Consider the following 24,122-nt stretch of genomic DNA (forward strand, 5'->3'; position numbering starts at 1 on the left):
GACACCGACCGCCGGGTACCAGGCTGGCCGACTGCGAAAGGCCGTGCGGGTCACCGACCTCCGACGGTGACCGTCGGCGCGGCCGGGCGCGTCGGGTCGTCGCCCCGGTCGTGGTCGGTGAGGTCACGCAGGTGCCGGACGGGGGAGCGCAGCAGCACCAGCGGCGCGGCGACCACCACGCCGGCGACGATCAGCAGGGTGGCCCGGGCCCCCAGCGGCCCGGCCACCGCCCCAGCAACCAGCCCGCCGACCGGGATCGCGCCCCAGGAGACGAACCGGACGGTCGCCATCACCCGGGAGAGCAGGTCGGGTGGGCTGGCGATCTGTCGGTAGGTCCGGGTGGTCACGCTGAGCACCACCGTTCCGAGGGAGAAGACGACGTTGCCGGCGGCGAAGGCGGCGTACGCCAGCCAGCCGGTGCCCCAGGGGATCAGGAACGCGCCGGCGACTGTGGTGAACCCGGCGACGATCAGCGCGCGTGCGGTGCCGATCCGTGCCGTGATCCGCGAGGTGAACGCCGCCCCGACCAGCGCGCCGACCCCCTCGACGGCGAGCAGTACCCCGACCAGGCCGGCCGGGGCGTGCAGCTCACGGACCAGATAGAGCGGGTAGAGCGCGAACTGCGCGCCGCAGACGAAGTTCATCGCCGTCGCGGCCCACATGCCCGGCCCCATCACCGGGTGGTACGCGACGAAGCGCCAACCCTCGCGGATCAGCTCGCCGATCGGTGGCCAGCGGTCCGGCGCGTCGTCTCGGCGGGCGGGCAGGGTGCGCAGCAGCGCCGCCGAGACGAGGTAGCTGACGGCGTCGACGAGCAGGGTGGGCACCGCGCCGAGTGCCTGTACGGCGAGCCCGCCGAGGGAGGGGCCGCTGAGCTGGGTGGCGGCGTGGGTGGCCGAGGTCAGGCTGTTGCGGGACTGCAACTGCTCGCGGTCCACGATGCTGGGCAGGAAGGTCGAGTTGGCCACGTCGAAGAGCACGTTGGCGAAGCTGATCACCAGAGCGGTGATCACCAGGTGGGCGACGGTGAGGTGGCCCCACCACCAGGCCAGCGGGATCGACGCGACGGCGACCGCGCGGGCCAGGTCGGCGCCGATCTGGGCGCCGCGCAGCGGCAGGCGCTGCACGATGACGCCGGCGGGCAGACCGATCACGATCCAGGCGACGTAGCTGGCCGCGGCGATCAGGCCCATCTGGAACGCGGTGGCGTCGAGCACGGTGAGCGCGGTCAGCGGCAGGGCCACCGCGCCGACCGCCGACCCGACCATGCTGGTCGTGCCGGCGGTCCACCATCGCCAGAACACCCCGGCCCGCTCTCCGACGTGCATGTCGTCCGCCCCCGTTCGCGCGCACCAGTGCGTTCCAATCTGGAACGCACTATAGTCGGGGGCGGGACAGATGGGGGTGGCGGGTGCGGCGGGAGGATCTTGCCGACGCGGACTGCGGCATCGCGCAGGCGCTCGGCGTGCTGGGGGACTGGTGGACGTTCCTCATCGTGCGCGACGTCGCCGGCGGGACGACCCGCTTCGACGCGCTCCAGCGCGAGCTGGGCGTCAGCCGGCGGGCGCTGACCGAACGCCTCGCCGCGCTGGTCGAGCACGGCGTGCTGGAGCGCCGGCCGTACTCCCAGCACCCGCCGCGCTACGACTACCTGCTCACCGCCAAGGGTGAGGGGCTGCTGCCGGTGCTGATCGCACTGCAGGACTGGGGAACGAGGCACCTGATGGGCGATGGGGAGCTGACCGCGACCGCCGACGCCGCCTCGGCCGAGGCGCGCCGGGTGCACGACCTGGTCGGGCGGCGGCTGCCCGAGGTCGGCCTGCCCGGGCCCGACGGCCAGTCGGTCGCGCTGACCGACGCCGACGCCTGGAGCGTCCTGTACTTCTTCCCGGGGGCGTACGCGCCGGAGACGCAGGGCTACCCGCCGGGCTGGGCGGACATTCCCGGGGCCCGCGGCTGCACCCTGGAGTCGACCACCTACGCCGCGCGGTACGCGGACTTCCAGGCCGCCGGGGCGGACGTGCGGGGGATCAGCACGCAGCGGCCGGACCAGCTCGCCGACTTCGCCGCGCACGCCCGGGTGCCGTTCCCGCTCCTGTCCGACCAGGACGGTCGGCTCGCCGCCGGGCTGCTGCTGCCCACCTTCCGCGCCGGTGGGGTCTCACGGTTCAAGCGGCTGACGCTGCTGGTCGGCCCGTCGGCGGTGGTTCGCGCCGTGCAGTTCCCGGTCACCGACCCGGCCGGGTCGGTGGACGAGATGCTCGACCTGGTCCGCGAGCACCGCCCCGCCTGATCCGCCGCCATGGGCGTGGGAAGGCCCCCCGCGCTACGCGGGGGGGGCCTTCCATGCCGCCGGGTCAGGCCGGGAGAGTCCAGCGCTGGTTGGCGCCGGCGAAGCAGTCCCAGATCTGCAACCGGGTGCCGTCGGCCGAGCTGTTGTCGCTGGCGTCCAGGCACTTGTTCGACTGCGGGTTGCGGAGCGTGCCATTGGACTGCGCCTGCCAGACCTGCGCGCCGCTGCCGTTGCAGTCCCACAGCTGGATCTTGGCGCCGTTGGCGGTGGAGCCACTGGTGATGTCGGCACACTTGCCGAGGGCGCGCAACGTGCCGTTGCTGGCCACGGTCCAGCTCTGCGCGGCGGTGCCGTTGCAACTCCACAACTGCACGGCCGTGCCGTTGGCGGTGCTCGCCGAGGCGACGTCGACGCACTTACCGGCGATCCCGGTGATCGGGCCGGTGCGGCCGGTCGGCGGCGGGGTGGTGCCGCCCATGATGGTGTCGTACATCGCGCTGACCAGCGACGTGGAGCCGGTGGTGTCCTGGGACAGCTCCCAGTTCATCACACCGCCGGCGTTGGCCAGCGCCCACTGCGTCTTGCGCTTGACCGTCGGGATGCCGTTGTAGCACTGCTGTGCTCCGCCGACGGTGGTGCAGTCCCGGTTGGCGTTGGCCGGGTCCATACCGACCAGCGCCGAGTAGGTGTAATAGCCGGGGCGGCTGTAGAACGGGATCCCGAGTACGGCCTTGCTGGCGGGCAGGCCGCGTGACTTCCACAGGTTGATGCTGGCGATCGACCAGTCGTAGTTGGCGTGCGGGTTGCCGCCGTCGTACGCCATGATGTTGAGCCAGTCGACCTGGCCGAACACGGCCGTCTGTACGCCCTGGACGCTGCCGCCCTCGGAGACCACGGCGGCGGTGAGCAGCTTGCCGCGGCTGTGCATGGCGCTGCCGAGTTGCGTCATGAGCTGGGTGTAGTTGTTCGCCGAGGCGCCCGGGTCCGGGTACTCCCAGTCCATGTCGACGCCGTCCAGGTTGTACTGGTTGACGAAGTTGACCAGGTTGTTGACGAAGTTGGTCCGGCTGCCGGCGTTGGCGGCCAGCGCCTCGAAGGCGGAGTCGTTGCCGTCGTTCCAGCCGCCGACCGCGATCGACACCTTGACGTTGTTGGCGTGCCCGAGCGAGACCAGCGAGGAGAGCTTGCTCGGGTTCTCCACCGCGCGCAGGCTGCCGTCGTTGTTGGGCAACACGAAGGCGTAGTTGATGTGGGTGAGCTTGTTGTATTGGATGGTGTTGACGTTGCCGGCCCAGGAGGGCATGTAGCCGACGCTCTTGAAGTTGTTCGGCAGCACCACGGCCTGCGCGGCGGTGGGAACGAGGGCGAGGGTGGCGCCGGCCGTGGCGAGCGTGAGCAGGCCGGCGGCGAGGGCGCGGCGTGGTGATGGGGACATCGGGGGCCTTCCCGTGGGCGGGGGACGACAGCCGCCCGCGCAGGGTCGTCGCGGGCGGGGGTGCGATTGCGGTACGCAGGGACGGGTGGCCTCGAGGCAGCCAAATCTTAAAGAGTGTTAACTGTCCGCGTCAATCAACGTCGGTGAATTTCCGGGTTTTCGGCGGCCGAGATGTACGGGACGCGGCCAAGCGCCTACCCCCGGGTATCCCCAAACGACCGTTAAGCTGGCCGCGTGGGAATCGACGAGCTGTACCCGCCGGACCGGCTGACCGCCGCGCAGCGCGCCACCGCCGCCGCCGGCCTGGACGCCCTGCTGCTCACCCCCGGCTCCGATCTGCGCTACCTGACCGGGTATGACGCCCACGAGGGGGAGCGGCTGACCTGCCTGGTGCTGCCCGCCGAGGGCGAGCCGACCCTGATCGTGCCGACCCTGGAGCGCCCGGCCGCCGAGGCGTCCCCGGCGCCCGCCACCGGGGTACGCATCGTCGACCACGCCGACGGCACCGACCCGTACCCCCTGGTCGTCGCCGCCCTCGACGGGCCGCTCGCGACGGTCGGGTTGGCCGACCGGATGTGGGCCGAGCAGGTCCTCGCGCTGCGCGCCGCGTTGCCCACCGCCGCCCAGCGGCTCGCCGGCGAGGTGCTGCGCGAGCTGCGGATCCGCAAATCCCCCGCGGAGATCGCGGCACTCGCCGAGGCCGGCGCGGCGATCGACGAGGTGCACCTGCGGATGGGGGAGTGGCTGCGCCCCGGGCGTACCGAGGCCGAGGTGGCCAGCGACATCGCCGCGGCGATCCGGGCCGCCGGGCACGTCACCGTCGACTTCGTCATCGTGGCGGCCGGGCCGAACGGGGCCAGCCCGCACCACGGCACCTCGGACCGGCCGATCGGCGCCGGCGAGCCGGTGGTCGTGGACATCGGCGGCACCATGCCGTCGGGCTACCGTTCGGACTGCACCCGCACCTACGTCGCCGGCGGCCCGGCACCGGCCGAGTTCGTGGACTACTACGCGGTGCTGCACGACGCCCAGCGCGCCGCGGTGGCGGCCGTGCGGCCGGGGATCACCGGCGCGGCAGCCGACGCCGCTGCCCGGGAGCCGATCACCGCCGCCGGCTACGGCCCCGCGTTCCTGCACCGCACCGGCCACGGCATCGGCCTGGACGGTCACGAGGAGCCCTACCTCGTGGCCGGCAACGACCGACCGCTGGAACCCGGGATGGCGTTCTCCATCGAACCGGGCATCTACCTGGCGGGCCGGCACGGCGCCCGCATCGAGGACATCGTCGTCTGCACCACGGACGGCGTGCAACGGCTCAACAACACCCCCACGGAGCTCATCGCACTATGACTGTCGACCGGATCCTCCCCACCGACGAGGCCCACGATCTGCTGGACCTCGCCACCGAGCTCGCCGACCGCGAGCTCGCACCGAAAGCCGCCGGCTTCGAGGAGCGCGCCGAGTTCCCCCGCGACGTGCTGCGTACCCTCGGCCGGGCCGGCCTGCTCGGCCTGCCGTACCCGGAGGAGCACGGCGGTGCGGCCCAGCCGTACGAGGTGTACCTGCAGGTGCTGGAGATCCTGGCCAGCCGCTGGCTCGCCGTCGCCGAGGCGGTCAGCGTGCACACCCTGTCCTGCTATCCGGTGGCCGCGTTCGGCACCGACGAGCAGCGCAAGCTGCTGCCGGACATGCTCGGCGGCGAGCTGCTCGGCGCGTACTGCCTCTCCGAGCCGCAGGGCGGCTCCGATGCCGCGGCGCTGAGCACCCGGGCGGTCCGCGATGGCGACGCGTACCTCGTCTCCGGCACCAAGGCGTGGATCACCCACGCCCGGGTCGCCGACTTCTACAACATCTTCTGCCGCACCGGCGGGCCGGGCCCGAAGGGCATCTCATGCCTGCTCGCCGACGCTGGCACCGCTGGCGTTACCCCTCAGGCGGCGGAGCGGACCATGGGGCTGCGCTCCTCGCCGGTGGCACAGATCGCGTTCGACGAGGCGCGCGTGCCGGCCGAACGGCTGATCGGCGGCGAGGGAGCGGGCTTCACCATCGCGATGTCCGCACTGGACTCCGGCCGGCTGGGCATCGCGGCCTGCGCGGTCGGGCTGGCCCAGGCAGCGCTGGACTACGCGGTTGGCTACGCCCGGGAGCGGCAGCAGTTCGGCCGGGCCATCATCGACTTCCAGGGGCTGGGCTTCACCCTCGCCGACGCGGCCACCCAGATCTCCGCCGCCCGTGCGCTGACCCTCGCGGCGGCCCGGCTGCGCGACGCCGGGCGGCCGTACTCGATCGAGGCGGCCAAGGCGAAGCTCTTCGCCACCGACATGGCGATGCGGGTGACCACCGACGCGGTGCAGGTGCTCGGCGGCGCCGGCTACGTGGCAGACCACCCGGTGGAGCGGTACATGCGTGAGGCCAAGGTGCTGCAGATCGTGGAGGGCACCAACCAGATCCAGCGACTGGTGATCTCCCGCGCGCTGGCACAGGGCTGAGCGCGGTCGACGGTACGTGGCGGGGCGGCTGCGGTGGGTCCATCGCAGCCGCCGTCGGCGCGGTGCGGTGGAAGCGTCGTCGCCGTCGGGCGTTTTTCCCGGTAGGTTGCTCGCCGTGGAGGAGATCGACCGCGCCATCGTCGCGGCACTGACCGATGACGGCCGGCTGTCGTACACCGACCTGGCCGAGAAGGTGGGTCTGTCGGTGTCCGCCGTGCACCAGCGGGTGCGCCGGCTGGAGCAGCGCGGGGTGATCAAGGGGTACGCCGCCCGGGTCTCCTTCGAGGCGCTGGACCTGCCGCTGACCGCGTTCGTGGCGATCCGGCCGTTCGACCCGTCGCAGCCGGACGACGCGCCCGAGCGACTGGCTCACCTGCCCGAGATCGACTCCTGCTACTCGGTGGCGGGGGAGGACTTCTACATGCTGCTGGTGCGGGTGGCCAGCCCGACCGACCTGGAGCGGGTGCTCCAGGAGATCCGCACCTCGGCGAACGTGACCACCCGGACCACCGTCGTGCTGTCCACCCCGTACGAGAACCGGCCGCCGAAGATCAGTGCCGGGGCACCGAGTCGGTCGCGGTCCCGGGTGCCGGAGGAGCCGGCTGGTTCCACCGCAGGATGACCCGCCGCCCGTGCTCGTGACCGAGCGCGCTGACCGTGGCGGTGTCCAGCCGCAGCAGGCCGCCAGCGGACGGGGGCAGGCCGATCCAGCGGGCGCCGAGCACCCGCAGGCTGTGCGCGTGGCCGACCAGCGCCACGGTGCCCCGGTCGAGCAGCGGGGTGACCCGGGCCAGCACCCGGTCGAGCCGGGCGCCCACCTGCGCGGGTGACTCCCCACCGGGGCAGCCGTCGGTCCAGATGTTCCAGTGCGGGTGGTCCTCGTGGATGTCGACGGTGGTGCGTCCCTCGTACTCGCCGTAGTTCCACTCGCTGAGGTTCTCGTCGACGGCGTCGACGGTGAGCCCGGCCAGCTGCGCGGTGCGCAGCGCCCGGGAGCGAGGGCTGGCCAGCACGGTCACGAACCGCCGGCCGGCCAGGAACGCGGCGAGGGTGCGGGCCTGCCGCTCGCCGTCGGGGGTCAGCTCCAGATCGGTGTACGAGGTGTGCCGCCGGGTGGCGCTCCAGGTGGTCTCGCCGTGCCGGATCAGCAGGAGCTCTCCCATGCGGCCAGTTAACCACCGCTGGCAGGGCGGCACCCGGTGGCCACCGATGCCGCGTCCCCATCCGCTCAGGCTTGGTCAAGAACCCTACCTATCTTCCTAGGATGCCTTACAGGGTGTGCCGACCGGCACCGCCGGTTTCGGCACCGGCAGAGCGGGCAAGCGAGCCGGAACAAGTCGCCAGACGGAGGAGGCGCGATGAGCTTCACCGAGAAGGCACGTAACAAGGTCGAGCAGGTGGCCGGTGCCGCGAAGGAGCGGATCGGCGATGTGACAGACAACGAGCGGATGCGTGGCGAGGGCGCCAGCCAGCAGAGTGACGCGCGCGCCAAGCAGGCCGGTCAGAACGTCAAGGAGGCGGGCAGCAACGTGAAGGACGCCTTCAAGAAGTGACCTGAACGGGTCCGCGGGTCCCCGGGCGCAGCATCGCCCGGGGACCCGTCGTGTGCCGCGGCTAGGGCCGCGGGGTGACCGTGCTCCGTTCCCTGGTGTTGTTCGCGCTGGCGGAGATCGGCGTCGCCGTCGTCATGTACGCCCCCCGCGGCGGGGACAGTGAGCGGCCTTCGCGTCTGGGATGATCACCGTCGTGATCCGACCTCGGCTGCGCCCGCTGCTCGGCGTACTGGTCGCGGCGGCCGTTGTCGGCACCGCGGCGTCCGCGATCGCGCTGTCCACGGCACCAGGGCCGTCCACATCGACCGTCGGCGGATCGTTCGTCCAACCCACCGCCTCGGCAGCGCCGTCGGTCAGCGCCACTGGGCAGGAGCGCCGACCGTCGGCCACCGTCCCTGGAGCGACGCGGGTGGGGACCCGTCCGCCGGTGGTGGATCACGGACCCCGCAGCGGCAACCGGGTGGCGCTGACGTTCGACGCGGACATGACCGACGGCATGCTGCAGAACCTGCGTACCGGGCGGGTGAAGTCCTATGCCAACCTGCGCATCCTCGACCTGCTGGAGCGGGAGCAGGTGCCGGCCACCTTCTTCCTGACCGGCAAGTGGGTGGAGCGGTATCCGGACCTCACCCGGCGGATCGCCGACAACCCGCGCTTCGAACTGGCCAACCACACCTACGGGCACGCGGCGTACACCGGCAACTGCTACGACCTGCCTCGCGTGCCTCCGAAGGGCATGACCGGCGACGCGGCGAAGACCTTCGAGGTGATCGAACCGTACGGAGGTCGGCAGACCCGGTACTTCCGCTTTCCGGGGCTCTGCCACGACGCGGCGGCGCTGGCGGCACTCGCACCGCTCGGCGTGACGGTGGTCGACGGGGACGTGGTCAGTGGGGATCCCTTCGCCACCGCCTGGGAGCCGATCGTGCGGGCGGTGCTGGACAACGTACGCCCCGGATCGGTCGTGATCATGCATGTGACCGAGGCGAACGCCCGGATGACCGACGAGGCGCTGCCGCGCATCCTGGCCGGGCTGCGTGAGCGGGGCCTGGTCCCGGCGGCGCTGTCCGAGGTGTTGGCAGCCGGCTGACCGGCCCGGCACCGGTCACCAGCACCGCAACGGGTGACGCCCCCGGGAAGGTGATCCCGGGGGCGTCGCGCGGGTGGTCAGTCGTCGCGGTGGTCGGCCCACCACTGCTGCCCGCCGTCGGGCAGCGTGTCGATCGGGTCGTAGTAGGCGTAGCGCTTGTTGAGCGCCTCCAGGTCGGCGGACTCGATGGAGGTGCGGTAGTTCTTCGTCCAGTAGGAGATACCGCGGTCGCGGTCGTAGTCGGTGAGCATGTGCACCCAGCGCTTGCCGACGAATGGGACGTCGCAGACGATCCGCGGGGTGGCGTAGCCGGGCAGGTAGCCCATGATGTCGTGCTGGAGCTGCTGGGCGTGCCAGACCGGGACGCGCCAGTGCTCGGCGTTGGGGATCATGTCGCACATGTAGAAGTAGTACGGCAGGATCCCGGCCTCGCCCTGGAGCGCGAAGCAGAGGTCGAGCAGCTCGGGGGTGGTGGCGTTGACGCCGCGCATGAGCACACCCTGGTTGCGGACGTCGCGGACGCCGACGTCGAGGGCGGTCTGGGCGGCGCGGGCGACCAGCGGGGTGAGCGACTGGGCGTGGTTGACGTGGGTGTGGATGGCGAGGTTGACGCCGCGCCGCGCGGCGGTGCGGGCGACGCGTTCGAGGCCCTCGACCACGTCGGGCTGCAGCCAGTGCTGGGGCAGGCCCATCAGGGCCTTGGTGGCGAGCCGGATGTCGCGGACCGTGTCCAGTTCGAGCAGGCGCATGAGGTACGACTCGAGGTTGCGCCAGGGCACGTTGGCCACGTCGCCGCCGGAGACGACGACGTCACGGACGCCGGGGTGGGCCTTGAGGTAGCTGATGTGGGCGTCGTAGCGCTCGACGGGCTTGAGGGTGAGCTTGAGTTTGTCGACGGTGGGTGTGGAGTTGCCGACCAGGTCCATGCGGGTGCAGTGCCCGCAGTACTGGGGGCAGGTGGAGAGCAGTTCGGCGAGGACCTTGGTGGGGTAGCGGTGGGTGAGCCCTTCGGCGACCCACATGTCGTGCTCGTGCAGGGAGTCGCGGCTGGCGTAGGGGTGTGACGGCCAGTCGGTGCGTCGGTCGGAGGCGACCGGGATCATGTAGCGCCGGATGGGGTCGGCGAGCAGCGCCTCGGTGGTGGGGGGCGCGAACGGCACCATCGTGTTGATCATCTGGGGTGGCACCAGCATCGACATGGTGGCCAGGGCCTTCTGGTCGGCCTCGAGGTCGGCGTAGAAGCTCTCGTCGATGAGGTCACCGAAGACGGTGCGGAGCTGCTTGATGTTCTTGACGCAGTTGACGCGCTGCCACTGTGCGGATTCCCACTGGTCGCGGGTGACGTGGCGCCAGCCCGGGAAGCGGGTCCAGTCGGGTTCGACCAGGGGGCGGCGGTGGTATTCGTATGGCTGCCCGGCGGTCGGAACGGCGACCGGGGCGTGACGGGGTTGAGGGATGGTCTCAACCGGTTGGGTCTGGGTCACGGCCCCTCCTCGGTGCTGCGGCTGATCACGAAACCCGAAGGCTACTGGAAAATATTCGGTGAAGAAATTAGTCTGCCGTAAGTTTTCCCGTTACGCGAGCCTTGACCGGGGCTTCGGACGGCTGAGCAGGGGAGGTGGACGTGACGTCACCGGTGGGACTGCACCGCGTCGTGGAACCGGCGGGGGTGCTGCCGCAGGCGGCCTGGCGGTTGGACACGTCCGCCGTGATCGCACCGAACGAGGTGCGGATCCGGGTACAGCGGCTGAACCTCGACGCGGCGAGCTTCCGGCAGTTGTCGGAGAAGCACGGCGGTGACGGTGACGCGGTCCGCGCCGAGGTGTTGGAGATCATCTCCACTCGGGGGAAGATGCAGAACCCGGTGACCGGTTCCGGCGGGATGCTGATCGGCGTCGTCGAGGAGGCCGGCCGGCGCTCCCCGCTCGGCCTCAAGCCCGGGGAGCGGGTCGCCACCCTGGTGTCGCTGACGCTGACCCCGCTGGTGGTGACCGACGGGCTGGCGCGCTGGGACGGGCGTAGCGAGCAGGTGCCCTGCGACGGGTGGGCGATTCTGTTCGCCCGCTCCATCGCCGCGGTGCTGCCCGACGACGAGGACCCGCAGCTGTCGCTGGCGGTGTTGGACGTGTGCGGGGCGCCCGCGCTGACGGCGCGGGTGGTGTCGCGTTACGTCGAGGATCGTCGCCGGACCGGTGACCCGACGCCGGTGCGCGTCGCGGTGATCGGCGGGGCGGGCAAGAGCGGCTCCCTGTCGCTTGCCGCGGCGCGGCGGGCGGGTGCCGCGCGTACCGTCGGGGTGGTGCCGGTGGCGGCGGAGCGCGACGCGCTGACGGCCGCTGGCCTGGCCTCGGCGGTGGCGTTGGCCGACGCCCGGGATCCGGTGGCCCTGTCCACGGCGGTGACCACCGCCCTGGGTAGCCCGGCGGACGTCACCGTGGTCTGCGTGGATGTGCCGGGCTGCGAGCACGGAGCGGTCCTGGCCACCGCCGACGGCGGCACGGTGATCTTCTTCTCGATGGCGACGAGCTTCTCCGCGGCGGCGTTGGGCGCCGAGGGGCTGGCGGCGGACGTGACGATGCTGGTGGGTAACGGGTACGTGCCGGGGCACGCGGAGCTGGCGTTGGGGCTGCTGCGCGCCGAGCCGGGGGTGCGTCAGCTGTTCGCGGCACGGGTCGCGGCAGACTGAGGTCATGACGAACCCCTCGACCTTGTACCGCGGCGGCGTGCTGCACTGTCCCGCCGACCCGAGCGCGACCGCGCTGTTGGTCTCCGGTGGGCGGATCGCCTGGCTGGGGACCGACGGTGACGCGCCGCCGGCCGACCGGGTGGTGGACCTGGGCGGTGCGCTGGTGACGCCGGCGTTCGTCGACGCGCACGTGCACGCCACCGACACCGGGTTGGCGCTGTCCGGGCTGGAGTTGTCCGGGGTGCGTTCGGCGGCGCAGTTGCTCGACGCGGTTGCCGCGTTCGCGGCCGGTCTGCCGGTGGACGCGGTGGTCCTTGGGCATGGCTGGGACGAGTCGGGCTGGCCGGATCCGGCACTGCCGGACGCGGCGGCGCTGGATCGGGCGGCCGGTGGTCGGCGGGTGTACCTGTCGCAGGCGTCGATCCATTCGGCGTTGGTGTCGACGGCGCTGCTGGCGGCGTGTCCGCAGGCGGCGGCCGAGGCCGGGTACGACGCGTCGGGGTGGTTGCGTCGTGATGCGCATCACGTGGTGCGGGCGGCGGCGCAGGGTTCGGTGAGCCGGGCGCAGCGTGTCGCCGCGCAACGGGTGGCGCTCGCGCACGCGGCGTCGCTGGGTATCGCTGCGGTGCACGAGTGCGGTGGCCCGGAGATCTCCGACGAGGAGGACTTCACCGGTCTGCTGGGCATCTCCGGCGCCGGTTTGCCGGAGGTGTACGGGTACTGGGGTGAGCTGGGTGGCGCGGCGCGTGCCCGGGAGTTGGGCGCGGTGGGCGCCGGCGGTGACCTGTTCGCCGATGGGGCGTTGGGTTCGCGTACGGCGCACGTGTCGCAGCCGTACGGCGACGGCGACGGGTGCGGGCACGGGTACCTCTCGGCCGAGCAGGTGCGGGATCACCTGTTGGACTGCGCGGCGCACGGCATGCAGGGTGGGTTCCACGCGATTGGCGACGCGGCGATCGGCACGGTGCTGGAGGGCTTCGCGGCTGCGGCGCGGACGCTGGGAGTGGAGCGGTTGCGCGCCGCCCGGCACCGCATCGAGCATGCGGAGATCATGAACAAGCGGATGATCGCCCAGTTCGTGGAGTACGGGGTCGTGGCGAGCATGCAGCCGGCGTTCGACCGGCTGTGGGGTGGCGCGGGCCGGATGTACGAGTCGCGGTTGGGTCTGGACCGGTCGTTGGAGTCCAACCCGATGGGCTCGATGCACGGGGTGGGCGTGGCGTTGGCGTTCGGTTCGGATTCGCCGGTGACGCCGCTGGATCCGTGGGGGTCGGTGCGGGCGGCGGCGGCGCATCACAACCCGGCGCAGCGGATGGGTGTGCGGGCGGCGTTCGCCGCGCACACCCGTGGCGGGTGGCGGGCGGTGCACCTGGACGTCGAGGGTGTGTTGGCGTTGGGTGCGCCGGCGACGTTCGCGGTGTGGTCGACGCCGGCCGGGGTGGAGCGGGGCCTGCCGGTGTTGTTGGCCGAGGACCCGGAGTTGCGGGGTCCGGAGGACCCGACGCCGCTGCCGGTGTGCCGGAGCCTGGTGCTGCGCGGTGAGGTCATCTATCAGGAAGGGTCGTCGTGAGCGAGCAGAGCGAGCGAACCGGTAAGGACAGCAGCGGGGTGCTCGCGCCGCGAAGCGGTGGCGTGAGCGGGCGGATGATCGATGTGGCGGGGGCGACGGCGTGACCGGAAAGCTTGATCTTGATCCGGTGCTGGTGGCGCGGGCGCGGGAGTTGGCGCGCCGGGCCGGGCAGCCGGTGGTGGACCTGGCGCGCAGCCACACCACGGTGTCGGTGGAGCGGGCGGTGCTGCGGTTGGCCGGGGTGAGCGGCGCGGACCCGGACGGCATCCCGTGGGTGAACCGGCTCGTCGACGCGGTCGTCGCGGACGTGGGGCTGGGTCACGGGGTGGCGGTGCCGGTGTTCGACGCGCTGGCCCGCGAGGGCATCTCGGATGTGACGCTGCTGGCGCAGAAGGCCGCGGCCGGGTCGGTGCGTTTCGGCCTGCCCACCGGTCGGGCGGCCACGGCGGCCCGGTCGGCGGCGCGTCGGTCGGTCGGCGCGGGTATCCGGCGTATCGACCGGCGGCGTGCGGAACGGGACCGGCTCATCAAGCGGCACGGGGACCCGAAGCAGCGGCCGTGGATCTACCTGATCGTGGCGACCGGGGACATCTACGAGGACATCCCGCAGGCGCAGGCGGCGGCGCGGGCGGGCGCGGACGTGATCGCGGTGATCCGCTCCACCGGGCAGTCGCTGCTGGACTACGTGCCGGAGGGTGCGACCCGGGAGGGGTTCGCCGGTACGTACGCGACCCAGGAGAACTTCCGGCTGATGCGGGCGGCGTTGGACGAGTCGTCGAAGGAGTTGGGCCGCTACGTGCGGTTGACCAACTACGCCTCCGGGCTGTGCATGCCGGAGATGGCGACCCTCGCCGGGTTGGAACGGCTCGACATGATGTTGAACGACTCGATGTACGGGATCCTGTTCCGCGACATCAACCCGATCCGCACCTTTGTCGACCAGCGGTTCTCCCGGCAGGTCCACGCGCGCGCCGGGATCATCATCAACACCGGTGAGGACAACTACCTGACCACCGCCGACGCGGTCGACGAGGCGCACACGGTGACGGTGTCGCAGCTGCTCAACGAGTTCTTCGCCCACGAGGCGGGCTTGGCGGACTGGCAGTTGGGGCTGGGGCACGCGTTCGAGATCAACCCGGAGGTGCCGGAGTCGTTCCGGTTGGAGTTGGCGCATGCGCTGCTGGCCCGGGAGCTGTTCCCGGACGCGCCGTTGAAGTGGATGCCGCCGACGAAGCACATGACCGGCGACGTGTTCCGGGGCAACCTGCTCGATGGGTTCTTCAACCTGGCGGGTGCGATGACCGGGCAGGGCATCCTGCTGGTGGGGATGATGACCGAGGCGGTGGTGACGCCGTGGTTGTCCGACCGGGACATTGCCCTGCAGAACGTGCGGTACGTGCTGGGCGCGGCCGGTGGGTTGCACGAGGACTTCGTGCCGGCGCCGGGCGGGTTCATCCGGCGGCGCGCCAACCAGGTTCTCGGTGAGGCGCTGGACCTGCTGGAGCGCATCGGGGAGCAGACGCTGCTCACCGCGATCGCCGAGGGCACCTTCGGGATCATGAAGCGGCCGGCGGACCGTGGCAAGGGCCTCGCCGGGGTCGCCGCGCACGAGGCGGACTACTGCAACCCGGCCACCGAGATCCTGGAAGGGGATGCGGCATGAGCGCCGCCGACGCCGCGAAGAAGATCGTGCGGCCGTACGGGGACACCACCGGCGACGGGATGGTGCAGGTGTCGTTCACCCTGCCGGTGTCACATGACAAGCGGGCCGAGGGCGCGGCGGTGCAGTTGGCCAATCGGATGGGTATCGACCCGGCGATGGTGGTGCACGCCAAGCCGATGGGTGACGGGTTCACGTTCTTCGTCGTCTACGGGCGGGTGAACCACCTGGTTGACCTGAACGCGGTGCAGGTGGTGGAACGGGACTTCGCGCTGCTGTCGGCCAAGGACGTCAACACGGTGATCAAGCAGCGGCTGCGGCGCAAGCTGTCCGTGGTCGGGGCGTGCATCGGCACCGACGCGCACACCGTGGGCATCGACGCGATCCTCAACGTGAAGGGCATCGCGGGGGAGAAGGGCCTGGAGTACTACCGGGAGCTGAAGGTCACCAACCTGGGTGCGCAGGTCAGCGTGCCGGAGTTGGTGGAGGCCGCCCGGGTGGAGAAGGCCGACGCGGTGCTCGTGTCGCAGGTGGTCACCCAACGCGACGCGCACCTGCACAACACCCGGGAGATGTCGGCGGCGTTCCGGGAGGCGATGCCGGCCGGGCGGCGGCCGCTGCTGATCGTCGGCGGTCCCCGGTTCGACGAGACGATGACCGACGAGTTGGGCGTGGACCGGATCTTCGGTCGGGGCACCACGCCCGGCGAGGTGGCCAGCTATCTGGTGCACGCCCTGATCACGCAGCGGAAGGCGATGGTATGACCGACTCCAGGCTCGGGTTGACGGTGACGCACCGGCGGTACGTGCCGTACTCGCACGCCCACTACGCCGGCAACCTCGTCGACGGGGCGTACGCGTTGGCGTTGTTCGGGGACGTGGCGACCGAGGTGTGCATCCGTACCGACGGCGACGAGGGCCTGTTCGCCGGCTACTCCGATGTGCGGTTCACGGCTCCCATCCGCGCCGGTGACGTGGTGGAGGTGACCGCGCAGGTGTCCCGGGTGGGCACCCGCAGCCGCACCCTGGAGCTGAGCTGCGCGGTGGTGTGCCGGGGCCGCCCGGACCGCTCCGAGTCCGCCGCCGAGGTCCTGGACCCGCCGGTCGTGGCGGTCACCGCGACCGGCACCGTGGTCGTTCCCGCCGCGTCGTGACCCTGGCGGTCTGCGCGGACGTCGGCTCCACGTACACCAAGGCGGCCGTGGTGGACCTGGCCGCCGGTGTGCTGGTGGGCGCGGCGGCGGCGCCGACCACGGTGGGCACCGACGTGCTGCACGGCCTGGACGCGGCGGTCGCGGCCGCCACCGCCGGGCTGGGCGGGCGGGACCTGCCCTGGTACGTCTGCTCGTCGGCCGGCGGTGGGCTGCGGCTGGCCGTGATCGGCTACGAGCCGCTGGTCACCGCGCAGGCGGGCCGGCGGGTCGGGTTGTCCGCCGGCGCGCACGTGGTGCACGTGGCGGCCGGCCGCCTCGGTGCGGCGGACCTGGCGGCGCTGCGGGCGGCCCGGCCGGATGTGGTGCTGCTCGTGGGTGGCACCGACGGCGGTGACGCCGAGACGATCACCCACAACGCGACCCGGCTGGCCCGGGCCCGCTGGCGGGTGCCGGTGGTGCTCGCCGGCAACGGCGAGGTACGCGCCGAGCTGACCGCGCTGCTGGAGTCCGCCGGTGTGCCGGTGACGGCTGCGGACAACGTGCTGCCCCGCATCGGGGTGCTCGCCCCGGCGCCGGCGCGCGCGGCGATCCGTGCGGTGTTCCTGCGGCACGTCATCGGCGGCAAGCGGTTGTCGCGGGGCACCCGGTTCGCCCGGCTGGTGCGCGCGGCCACCCCGGACGCGGTGCTCACCGGTGTGGAGGTGCTCGCCGACACCATCGGCGGGGACCTGGCCGTGGTCGACGTGGGTGGGGCCACCACCGACGTGTACTCGGTGCTCACCCCGGACGAGCGGGCCACCGGGCCGGGCCGGGAGGTGGCCGGCAGCCTGTGGCGGGCCCGGACCGTGGAGGGGGATCTGGGCATGCGGTGGAGCGCCCCGGGGGTGGTCCGCGCCGCGGCGGAGGAACGGTTGCTGGCCCCCGGTGAGCAGGACGCTCTGACGGCGGCCGCGGTACGTCGTGCCGCCGACCCGGCGTTCCTGGCCGCCGACGAGCCCGAGCGGGCCGTGGACCGGCGCATCGCCACCCTCGCGGCGACGGTGGCGCTGCGCCGGCATGCCCGGGGTGCCGCCACCGGGGAACGGGCCGGACGGGACCTGCGCGATGTGCGGCTGATGGTGGGTTCCGGTGGGGTGCTGCGGCACGCCCCGGCGGGCACGGCGGGGCAGGTCCTGGCGAGCGTCCTCGGCGACCACGCCGGGGGGTGGGCGCTGCCGCGCGCCGCGCGTGCGGTGGTGGACGTCGACTATGTGCTGGCCGCCGGTGGGCTGCTCGCCGAGGAGCACCGGGCGGCGGCGGGAGCGCTGCTGCGCCACCATCTGGCCACGCATTGAGACTCGCCGACCCGACACGCCGTGTCGCAACACACGACAGGCCGGGGGCGGGTTGACAGGGGGCGGGGTGTAACACGTACCGTCTTTGAGTCCTACCACGGGAAGCGGCTGTTGTTCGCTTCGTCCCTTCGTCCGCTGGCCGAGCGACATTTTCAGCGTCATCGTCGCGGCGGCCAGGTCCAGCGGGCGGGGGTCGGCGGGGCGGCGCGAACCGGTCGCGGTTACCGGTGTACGGGCAGGGTGAGGTGCACGGCCAGTAGACAACGGCCCGGCGGGGGCAGCCAGTCCGCGTCCGGTCGGTCCGAAGGTCGGCGTGCCTCGTTCTCGCCGCACCGGCCGGGGAGGGCCTGGGAGCATCGGGGCGCGGCGCGAGCCGCGCCCCGATTTCATGTCCGCCGGGTGGTTCGTCCCCGGCGGCCCGATGCGGTCGACGCGCCCGCCGGCCAGGTAGCCTTCGCCCCGTGATCGAGGTGAAGCTGCGGTGACGACACTGGACCGGGATGAGGCCCACGCCCCGGCGGTGCCGGCTGCGCCGGTCGTCGCCGGCCGGCCACTGCCGCTGACGGTCGCCGCGCCGATGGCGCTGGCCGCCGGTCTGGCCCTGCTGGTGGCGTTCCCGCCGTACGGGGTGTGGCCGCTCGCGCCGGTCGGGGTGGCGTTGCTGGCCGCCGCGGCGCACCGGCGACGGTTGCGCGCTGGCGCCGGCCTGGGTTTCCTCACCGGGCTGGCGCTCTTCGGGCCGCTGCTGGCCTGGACGAACCTGCACACCGGTTACCTGCCGTGGGTGCTGCTGTCGCTGTTGCAGGCCGGCTATCTGGCGCTGCTCGGCATGGCCACGGCCTGGGTGTCGCCGCTGGCCGACCGCACCCGGTGGGCGTGGCCGGCGCTGACCGGGCTGCTCTGGGTGGGGCAGGAGGCGCTGCGCGACCGCACCCCGTTCGGTGGGTTCCCGTGGGGGCGGCTCGCGTTCAGCCAGGACTCCTCCCCGCTGCTGCGCCTGGCCGCCTTGGGTGGCGCGCCGCTGGTCACCTTCGCGGTGGCCCTCGTCGGCGGGCTGCTGGTCACCGCCGCCTGGCGGGGCTGGACCGCCGTCCGGGCAGCACCGGGGGACGCCGCTCCGGCGCGCCGGTGGCTGCCGGTGGCCGTACCGGCCGCCGCCGCGGTGGCGCTGAGCGCGGCGGGCCTGCTGGTGCCGGTCGCCGCCGCGGGCGACGGCGCCCCGGTCACCGTGGCGATCGTGCAGGGCAACGTGCCGCGCCTCGGGCTGGACTTCAACGCCCAGCGGCAGGCGGTGCTGAACAACCACGTCGACGCCACCGTGGAGTTGGCCGCGCGGGTCGCCTCCGGTGAGCAGCGCCAACCCGACCTGGTGGTGTGGCCGGAGAACTCCAGTGACATCGACCCACTGCGCAACCCCGCCGCCGGGGACCGGATCTCCCAGGCCGCCGACGCCATCCGCGCGCCGATCCTGGTCGGCGCGGTGCTGCTCGGCCCCGGCCCCGGCGAGGTCCGCAACGCCGGTGTCCTGTGGCAGCCGGGCACCGGCCCGGACCTGACCCAGGTGTACGCCAAGCGGCACCCCGTGCCGTTCGCCGAGTACGTGCCGCTGCGCAACGTGGCCCGCATGGTCAGCGACAAGGTCGACCTGATCCGGTCGGACTTCGTGGCCGGCAGCACCCCGGGCGTGGTACGCGCCGGCTCGACGGTCCTCGGCGACGTCATCTGCTTCGAGGTCGCCTACGACGAGGTGGTCCGCGACACCGTCACCGGCGGCGCGCAACTGCTCGTGGTGCAGACCAACAACGCGACGTTCAACGTGGCCGAGGCCCGCCAGCAGTTGGCCATGGTGCGGCTGCGGGCGGTGGAGCACGGCCGGCCGGCGTTGATGGCCTCCACGGTCGGAGTGTCCGGGTTCGTGGCCCCCGACGGGCGGGTAAGCGACGCCACCGGGTTCAACACCCGGGAGGTCGTGGTGCGGCAGCTACGGCTCGACGGCGGAACCACCCTCGCCACCCGGCTCGGCTGGTGGCCGGAGGTGGCGCTCGCCGGGCTGGCGGCGGTCGCCCTGGTCGGCGCGGCGGTGCTGCGTCGGCGGCAGCGGGTCATGCCCGGATAGCAGCAGCCGGTACGCCGGCGGGAGCGGAGGAACCGTGATCCAGGCGACCGATACGGTCCGGCGTTCGGATGAGGTGCCCGGCGTGGGCCGGGTGCTGGTGGTGATCCCCACCTACAACGAGGCCGACAACGTCGCCGCGATCGTGGGCCGGGTCCGCCGGGCCGCACCGGCGGTGCAGATCCTGATCGCCGACGACAACAGCCCCGACGGCACCGGCGCGATCGCCGACGCCCTGGCCGACGCCGACCCGCAGGTGCGGGTGCTGCACCGGGAGGGCAAGCAGGGCCTCGGGGCGGCGTACCTGGCCGGGTTCGGCTGGGCCCGTGAGCGCGGCTACCACGCCGTGGTGGAGATGGACGCCGACGGCTCGCACGCCCCGGAGGACCTGCCGGCGCTGCTGGAGGCCGCCCGCGACGCCGACGTGGTCATCGGGTCGCGGTGGACCAGCGGCGCGCAGGTGGTGAACTGGCCGCTGCGGCGGCTGCTGCTGTCGCGCTGCGGCAACCTGTACGCGCGCCTCGCGCTGGGCATGCCGGTGTCGGACGCCACCGGCGGCTACCGGGTGTACCGGCTCAGCGCGTTGGACGCCATCGACCTGGCATCGGTCTGCTCCCAGGGCTACTCGTTCCAGGTGGAGTTGTCCCGGCTGGCGCACCAGGCCGGAGTACGGATCGTGGAGGTGCCGATCACCTTCGCCGAACGGGAACGCGGGGACAGCAAGATGAGCCCGCGGATCGTGGCGGAGGCGCTGTGGCGGATCACCACCTGGGGGGTGCAGGACCGGCGGCAGGCGGTGCGTCGGGGCCTGCACGGCACCCCCACCGGTCAGGTGCGATGGCCGTGAGCGCGGCCGTGTCATGCTGGAAGGGCGGTACTTGTCCGTGTGCCGCGGGATGGCGATGAGGTGAGATGCGCCGAGGACTGAGGTTCGTACCGTTGGCCCTGTTGCTGGCGGTGGTGCTGGAGCTTGCGGTGTTCGTCCTGGTGGGGCGGGCGTTGGGGTTCGGCGTGGCGGTGCTGCTGGTGTTCGGGGCCTCGCTGCTCGGGCTGGTGCTGCTGCGCCGCGAGGGCATGCGCGCCTGGCGTGGATTCCGCTCCGCGACGCAGGCGGGACAGCCACCGGGCCGGCAGGTGACCGACGGGCTGGTCGGGTTGGCCGGCGCGCTGCTGTTGGCGGTGCCCGGTCTGGTCAGCGGCGTGGTCGGCCTGCTGCTGCTGGTGCCGCCGCTGCGGCGCTTGGCCCGCGCCGGGATGCAACGCACCACCGAGCGCCGGGTGTCGTCGATGGTCGCCGGTGACCTGTTCGGCCCGCGTACCGTGCGGGTGCGCCAGGGTGCGCCGCGACCGACGCCCCGTCCGGAACCGGAGCAGCCGGTGGTGGTCGACGGCGGCCGGGCCATCGAGGGCGAGATCGTCGAGCCTGGCCGCAACTGACCGGTAGAGACACGACGGCGCCCCCGGGGGAAACCCCGGGGGCGCCGTGTCGTGCGGTGCGGCTCAGGCGCGGCCGCGGCGGGTACGGACCTCCTGCAGCCGCTCAGCGAGGATGTCCTCGAGCTCGGCGATGGAGCGCCGCTCCAGCAGCATGTCCCAGTGGGTACGCGGCGGCTTGGCCTTCTTCTGCTCCGGCTCGTTGCCGTCGACGAGTCGAGCGACGCTGCCGTCGAACTTGCATTCCCAGGTCGTCGGGACCTCGGCGTCGACGGCGAACGGCACCTCGAACTGGTGGCCCTTGGCACAGAGGTACTCGCGGGTCTGACGCGGCGCGAGCTCCGTGTTGCGGTCGGATTCATAGCTGACCGCGCCCAGGCGGCTTCCGCGCAGCATACGCTCGCCCATGATCGACTTCCCCTCGTTCGTGGTGCTGGTCTTCTGGGTGTAACGGTGCGTTCCCGCCCAGCCATTCCCGCCCGGGGGCGTGAGGCGTCCACGGGTGGGCCGGGACCAAGGGTAGCCGGCCAGGACGACCACCCCACCAGGTGATCCCCGGCCGGTTCGCAACGGTGGAGTGTTTCGGCTGCCACCGGGGATGTTAACCGCCCGAGTGCAGCGGAGGTTGCGATGGCCCATGACGTGCCGGTCGAGCGCGGTGTCCCGACCGAGCGGACGTTCTTCGGTCATCCCCGCGCACTGGCCACCCTTTTCCTCACCGAGATGTGGGAGCGGTTCAGCTTCTACGGCATGCGGGCGATCCTGGTGTTGTACCTCACGGCCGAGACCACCGACGACGGGCTGGGGCTGGGCGATTCCAGCGCCACCGCGGTCTACGGCACGTACAACGCGATGGTGTACCTGATGGCGCTGCCCGGCGGGTGGGTCGCCGACCGGCTGATCGGCGCCCGGCGCAGCGTGCTGTGGGGTGGGGTGGTGATCGCCGCCGGGCACTACGTGATGGCGGTGCCCACGCGGTGGAGCGTCTTCGCCGGGATGGTCCTCATCGTCCTCGGTACCGGCCTGCTGAAACCGAACATCTCCACCATGGTCGGCGCCCTGTACGACCGGGACTCCCCGCGCCGCGACGCCGGCTTCTCGATCTTCTACATGGGCATCAACCTGGGCGCGTTCATCGCCCCGCTGATCACCGGCCTGCTCGGCGAGAAGATCAACTGGCATCTGGGGTTCGCCGTGGCCGCGGTCGGAATGACCTTCGGTGTGATCCAGTACGTGCTGGGCCGGCGCAACCTGGGCGACGCCGGGGACCGGCCGGCCGACCCGCTGCTGGGCGCGGACCGCCGCCGGGCGCTGACCCGCGTCGGCGTGGCGGTCGCGGCGCTCGTCGTACTCGTCGCCGCGCTCGCGCTGGCCGGACTGTTCACCATCGACTCGGTGGTGAACCTGCTCACCGCGGTCACCGTGCTGGTCACCATCGGCTACTTCGCCCGGATCATGACCGACCGGGAGCTCAGCACGACCGAGCGCAGCCGGATGAAGGCGTACCTGTGGCTGTTCGTGTTCGCCGCCGCGTTCTGGCTGATCTACGACCAGGCCGGGTCGGTGCTGAACATCTTCGCCGCCGAGCGCACCGACCGGAACGTCGCCGGCTTCACCTTCCCCGCGTCCTGGCTTCAGTCGGTGAATCCGATCCTGGTCATCATCGGCGCGCCGCTGTTCGCGCTGCTGTGGCTGCGGGTGGGCCACCGGGTGTCCACGCCGGTGAAGTTCGCCGTCGGTCTGGTGCTCAACGGCCTGTCGTTCGTGCTGATGGCCGCCGCCGCGCAGGCCGCCGTCGGCGGTGACCAGGTGTCCCCGTGGTGGCTGGTGGCGGTCTTCGCCCTCCAGGTCGCCGGTGAGCTGTCGCTGAGCCCGGTCGGCCTGTCGGCCACCACCAAGCTGGCGCCGGTGAAGTACGCCAGCCAGATGCTGGGGCTGTGGTTCCTCGCCACCGCCGTCGGCGACGCGATCGGCGGGCAGGTGGCCCGGCTCGCCGACACCTGGTCCGAGCCGACTTACTTCCTCACCTTCGGCCTGGCGTCGGTGGCGTTCGGGCTGGGCGCGGTGATGTTCGCCCGGCACATCCGCGCGCTGATGGCCGGCATCCACTGACCGGGCCTGAGCACCGGGCCGGGTCAGCGGGTGGCGTCGTCGGGAGTGGCGGCACCGAGCCGGGCCAGCGCCAGGGCCAGGTCGCTGACCTGGTCGCCGAGCTGCGCCACCCGCCGCTGGGCCAGGTCCCGGTCGGTCTCGGCGGCCTCCAGCCGTACCGTCAGGGCGGTGAGCCGGCCCTCGGCGGTGGCCGCGGCCTGCCGGGCGGCGCCCACCTCGGCGGCGAGCGTGTCGCGCTGCGCGGCCGTGGCGGCCAGTTCCGCGCGTAGCTGCGCGGCCAGCTCGGCCGCCTCCTGCCGGGCGTCGTCGGCCTCGCGGGCGGCGACCTGCGCGCGGTCGCGGGCCCGGTCGGCCTGCTCCCGGGCCCGGGCGGCGTCGGCGGCCTCGGTGCGGGTCCGCGCGGCGTCCGCGCGGGCCTGCTCGATCTGACGCCGGACGTCCTGCACCTCGGCCTGCCACCGCTGCGCCCGCTCGGTCGCCTCGGCCGCGGCCCGGGTGGCCCGCTCGGCGTCGGCGCGCACCGCATCGCGCTCGACGGTCAGGTCGGCCACCCGCTGCCGCTCGGTGTCATGGTGCGCGCGCAGGTCGCGCAGGTCGTGTCGCGCCTGGTCGCGGTCCCGCTCGGCCTGGCTCCGCAGCGCCTCGGCCGCACTGGCGTCGTGGCGTGCCTGGTCGCGGGCGGCCTCGGCCCGCTGGGTCCGCTCGTCGGCCGCGCCGGCCTGCTGTACGGCCCGCTCGGCGCGCTGCCGGGCGTCCTCGGCGTCGGCCAGCGCGCCACGGGCCTGCTCGCGGGCTCGGGCCGCGTCCGCCGCCGCGTCCTCGGCGTCGCCGCGGGCCTCATCGCGTTCGGCCTGCGCGGCGGCGACCTCGGTGGCCGCCTCGGCGCGGGCCTGGGCCAACTGCCGCTGCACACCCACCGGGGACAGCTCGGCGTGCAGGGACTCGGTCAACGTCTCGACGATCTGGTCGAGCCGGTCCACCGCCTCCCAGGTGCGGGCCACCTGCCCGGGCAGGCCGGGGGCGTTGCGGTGGCGCATCCGACTGTTGCGGGAGGCGCGCTGGCAGGCGCCGTCGTTGTCCCGGCAGTAGCGGAACGGTCGACCCGCGCCGACACGCTGTGGCACGGGCTGTCCACAGTGGGCGCACGGGCGGGTTTCGGTGGGGGTGGGCTGGGCGTCCATCGAGGGCGAAGTCTAGTGC

At 72.8% G+C, this 24,122-nt stretch carries 22 protein-coding genes; 16 read left to right on the forward strand and 6 right to left on the reverse strand.

The window, feature by feature from the left end:
- Positions 1-50: 50 nt before the first annotated feature.
- A complete protein-coding gene (locus tag ACFY29_RS29160; protein WP_386991296.1) occupies positions 51-1,328 on the reverse strand; it encodes an MFS transporter in 1,278 nt (425 codons plus the stop codon).
- An 83-nt stretch (positions 1,329-1,411) separates the two neighbouring features.
- Here ACFY29_RS29160 and ACFY29_RS29165 point away from each other — a divergent pair, with 83 nt between their 5' ends.
- Positions 1,412-2,293 carry a winged helix-turn-helix transcriptional regulator gene (locus ACFY29_RS29165; RefSeq protein ID WP_386991298.1) on the forward strand — a complete coding sequence of 294 codons (882 nt, stop codon included), beginning with the start codon at positions 1,412-1,414 and terminating at the stop codon, positions 2,291-2,293.
- Between the two features lie 64 nt (positions 2,294-2,357).
- Here ACFY29_RS29165 and ACFY29_RS29170 read toward each other — a convergent pair whose 3' ends face one another.
- The gene (locus ACFY29_RS29170; protein WP_355604689.1) at positions 2,358-3,728 is read right to left on the reverse strand and encodes a glycosyl hydrolase family 18 protein; all 1,371 of its coding nucleotides are present in this window, start codon (positions 3,726-3,728) and stop codon (positions 2,358-2,360) included.
- A 234-nt stretch (positions 3,729-3,962) separates the two neighbouring features.
- On the opposite strand from ACFY29_RS29170, the gene ACFY29_RS29175 reads away from it, so the two are divergent.
- The 3 genes from ACFY29_RS29175 to ACFY29_RS29185 all read left to right on the forward strand — a co-directional run bounded on the left by ACFY29_RS29175 (position 3,963) and on the right by ACFY29_RS29185 (position 6,839).
- Positions 3,963-5,078, forward strand: a complete 1,116-nt coding sequence (locus ACFY29_RS29175) for a M24 family metallopeptidase (protein WP_386991300.1) — start codon at positions 3,963-3,965, stop codon at positions 5,076-5,078.
- Complete coding sequence (locus tag ACFY29_RS29180) at positions 5,075-6,217, forward strand: acyl-CoA dehydrogenase family protein (protein WP_386991302.1); 1,143 nt, start codon at positions 5,075-5,077, stop codon at positions 6,215-6,217. Before ACFY29_RS29175 ends, ACFY29_RS29180 begins: the two co-directional genes overlap by 4 nt.
- 115 nt (positions 6,218-6,332) lie before the next feature.
- On the forward strand, positions 6,333-6,839 hold the full coding sequence (locus ACFY29_RS29185) for an Lrp/AsnC family transcriptional regulator (RefSeq protein WP_328416790.1): 507 nt from the start codon (positions 6,333-6,335) through the stop codon (positions 6,837-6,839).
- Here the strand turns inward: ACFY29_RS29185 and ACFY29_RS29190 are convergent.
- Positions 6,769-7,380, reverse strand: a complete 612-nt coding sequence (locus ACFY29_RS29190; protein WP_328416788.1) for a histidine phosphatase family protein — start codon at positions 7,378-7,380, stop codon at positions 6,769-6,771. The genes ACFY29_RS29185 and ACFY29_RS29190 overlap by 71 nt on opposite strands.
- Positions 7,381-7,575: 195 nt before the next feature.
- Here ACFY29_RS29190 and ACFY29_RS29195 point away from each other — a divergent pair, with 195 nt between their 5' ends.
- The gene (locus tag ACFY29_RS29195) at positions 7,576-7,770 is read left to right on the forward strand and encodes a CsbD family protein (protein ID WP_328416786.1); all 195 of its coding nucleotides are present in this window, start codon (positions 7,576-7,578) and stop codon (positions 7,768-7,770) included.
- Positions 7,771-7,963: 193 nt separating this feature from the next.
- Positions 7,964-8,860, forward strand: a complete 897-nt coding sequence (locus ACFY29_RS29200) for a polysaccharide deacetylase family protein (RefSeq protein ID WP_386991304.1) — start codon at positions 7,964-7,966, stop codon at positions 8,858-8,860.
- 77 nt (positions 8,861-8,937) lie between these two features.
- Here the strand turns inward: ACFY29_RS29200 and ACFY29_RS29205 are convergent, their stop codons facing one another.
- Entirely contained in the window at positions 8,938-10,344 is a 1,407-nt protein-coding gene (locus ACFY29_RS29205; RefSeq protein WP_386991306.1) for a KamA family radical SAM protein, read from the reverse strand.
- 152 nt (positions 10,345-10,496) lie between these two features.
- Between ACFY29_RS29205 and ACFY29_RS29210 the strand changes: the two genes are divergently transcribed.
- From ACFY29_RS29210 to ACFY29_RS29250, 9 genes are all read left to right on the forward strand, one after another.
- Positions 10,497-11,546, forward strand: a complete 1,050-nt coding sequence (locus tag ACFY29_RS29210) for a zinc-binding alcohol dehydrogenase (RefSeq protein WP_328426635.1) — start codon at positions 10,497-10,499, stop codon at positions 11,544-11,546.
- Positions 11,547-11,550: 4 nt separating this feature from the next.
- A complete protein-coding gene (locus ACFY29_RS29215; RefSeq protein ID WP_386991307.1) occupies positions 11,551-13,116 on the forward strand; it encodes an amidohydrolase in 1,566 nt (521 codons plus the stop codon).
- A 100-nt stretch (positions 13,117-13,216) separates the two neighbouring features.
- Complete coding sequence (locus ACFY29_RS29220; protein ID WP_386991309.1) at positions 13,217-14,779, forward strand: lysine 5,6-aminomutase subunit alpha; 1,563 nt, start codon at positions 13,217-13,219, stop codon at positions 14,777-14,779.
- Positions 14,776-15,540, forward strand: a complete 765-nt coding sequence (locus tag ACFY29_RS29225) for an OAM dimerization domain-containing protein (protein ID WP_386991311.1) — start codon at positions 14,776-14,778, stop codon at positions 15,538-15,540. The genes ACFY29_RS29220 and ACFY29_RS29225 overlap by 4 nt, the downstream gene beginning before the upstream one ends.
- A complete protein-coding gene (locus ACFY29_RS29230) occupies positions 15,537-15,929 on the forward strand; it encodes a hotdog domain-containing protein (protein ID WP_328416777.1) in 393 nt (130 codons plus the stop codon). Before ACFY29_RS29225 ends, ACFY29_RS29230 begins: the two co-directional genes overlap by 4 nt.
- Entirely contained in the window at positions 15,926-17,263 is a 1,338-nt protein-coding gene (locus tag ACFY29_RS29235; RefSeq protein WP_386991313.1) for a glutamate mutase L, read from the forward strand. Before ACFY29_RS29230 ends, ACFY29_RS29235 begins: the two co-directional genes overlap by 4 nt.
- A gap of 481 nt (positions 17,264-17,744) precedes the next feature.
- The gene (lnt, locus tag ACFY29_RS29240) at positions 17,745-19,379 is read left to right on the forward strand and encodes an apolipoprotein N-acyltransferase (protein WP_386991315.1); all 1,635 of its coding nucleotides are present in this window, start codon (positions 17,745-17,747) and stop codon (positions 19,377-19,379) included.
- 34 nt (positions 19,380-19,413) lie between these two features.
- Positions 19,414-20,223: a polyprenol monophosphomannose synthase gene (locus ACFY29_RS29245; protein WP_355604659.1), complete on the forward strand. Its 810-nt coding sequence runs from the start codon at positions 19,414-19,416 to the stop codon at positions 20,221-20,223.
- 65 nt (positions 20,224-20,288) lie between these two features.
- On the forward strand, positions 20,289-20,813 hold the full coding sequence (locus ACFY29_RS29250; RefSeq protein WP_328416771.1) for an FxsA family protein: 525 nt from the start codon (positions 20,289-20,291) through the stop codon (positions 20,811-20,813).
- Positions 20,814-20,876: 63 nt separating this feature from the next.
- On the opposite strand, the gene ACFY29_RS29255 is transcribed toward ACFY29_RS29250, so the two are convergent.
- Entirely contained in the window at positions 20,877-21,218 is a 342-nt protein-coding gene (locus ACFY29_RS29255; RefSeq protein ID WP_007460094.1) for an RNA polymerase-binding protein RbpA, read from the reverse strand.
- 222 nt (positions 21,219-21,440) lie between these two features.
- Here ACFY29_RS29255 and ACFY29_RS29260 point away from each other — a divergent pair, with 222 nt between their 5' ends.
- Positions 21,441-22,922, forward strand: coding sequence for a peptide MFS transporter (locus tag ACFY29_RS29260; RefSeq protein ID WP_386991319.1), 1,482 nt, complete (start codon positions 21,441-21,443; stop codon positions 22,920-22,922).
- A 23-nt stretch (positions 22,923-22,945) separates the two neighbouring features.
- On the opposite strand, the gene ACFY29_RS29265 is transcribed toward ACFY29_RS29260, so the two are convergent.
- Complete coding sequence (locus tag ACFY29_RS29265; RefSeq protein WP_386991321.1) at positions 22,946-24,103, reverse strand: hypothetical protein; 1,158 nt, start codon at positions 24,101-24,103, stop codon at positions 22,946-22,948.
- Positions 24,104-24,122: the final 19 nt, after the last annotated feature.

The sequence above is a fragment of the Micromonospora sp. NPDC000668 genome, from assembly GCF_042897975.1.
In the GTDB taxonomy this organism is placed as follows: Bacteria; Actinomycetota; Actinomycetes; order Mycobacteriales; family Micromonosporaceae; genus Micromonospora.

Coding starts and splice junctions, on each gene's coding strand:
- ACFY29_RS29160 (WP_386991296.1), bottom strand. CDS start 1,328: ATGCACGTCGGAGAGCGGGCCGGGGTGTTCTGGCGATGGTGGACCGCC.
- ACFY29_RS29170 (WP_355604689.1), bottom strand. CDS start 3,728: ATGTCCCCATCACCACGCCGCGCCCTCGCCGCCGGCCTGCTCACGCTC.
- ACFY29_RS29180 (WP_386991302.1), top strand. CDS start 5,075: ATGACTGTCGACCGGATCCTCCCCACCGACGAGGCCCACGATCTGCTG.
- ACFY29_RS29190 (WP_328416788.1), bottom strand. CDS start 7,380: ATGGGAGAGCTCCTGCTGATCCGGCACGGCGAGACCACCTGGAGCGCC.
- ACFY29_RS29195 (WP_328416786.1), top strand. CDS start 7,576: ATGAGCTTCACCGAGAAGGCACGTAACAAGGTCGAGCAGGTGGCCGGT.
- ACFY29_RS29215 (WP_386991307.1), top strand. CDS start 11,551: ATGACGAACCCCTCGACCTTGTACCGCGGCGGCGTGCTGCACTGTCCC.
- ACFY29_RS29225 (WP_386991311.1), top strand. CDS start 14,776: ATGAGCGCCGCCGACGCCGCGAAGAAGATCGTGCGGCCGTACGGGGAC.
- ACFY29_RS29230 (WP_328416777.1), top strand. CDS start 15,537: ATGACCGACTCCAGGCTCGGGTTGACGGTGACGCACCGGCGGTACGTG.
- ACFY29_RS29250 (WP_328416771.1), top strand. CDS start 20,289: ATGCGCCGAGGACTGAGGTTCGTACCGTTGGCCCTGTTGCTGGCGGTG.
- ACFY29_RS29255 (WP_007460094.1), bottom strand. CDS start 21,218: ATGGGCGAGCGTATGCTGCGCGGAAGCCGCCTGGGCGCGGTCAGCTAT.
- ACFY29_RS29260 (WP_386991319.1), top strand. CDS start 21,441: ATGGCCCATGACGTGCCGGTCGAGCGCGGTGTCCCGACCGAGCGGACG.
- ACFY29_RS29265 (WP_386991321.1), bottom strand. CDS start 24,103: ATGGACGCCCAGCCCACCCCCACCGAAACCCGCCCGTGCGCCCACTGT.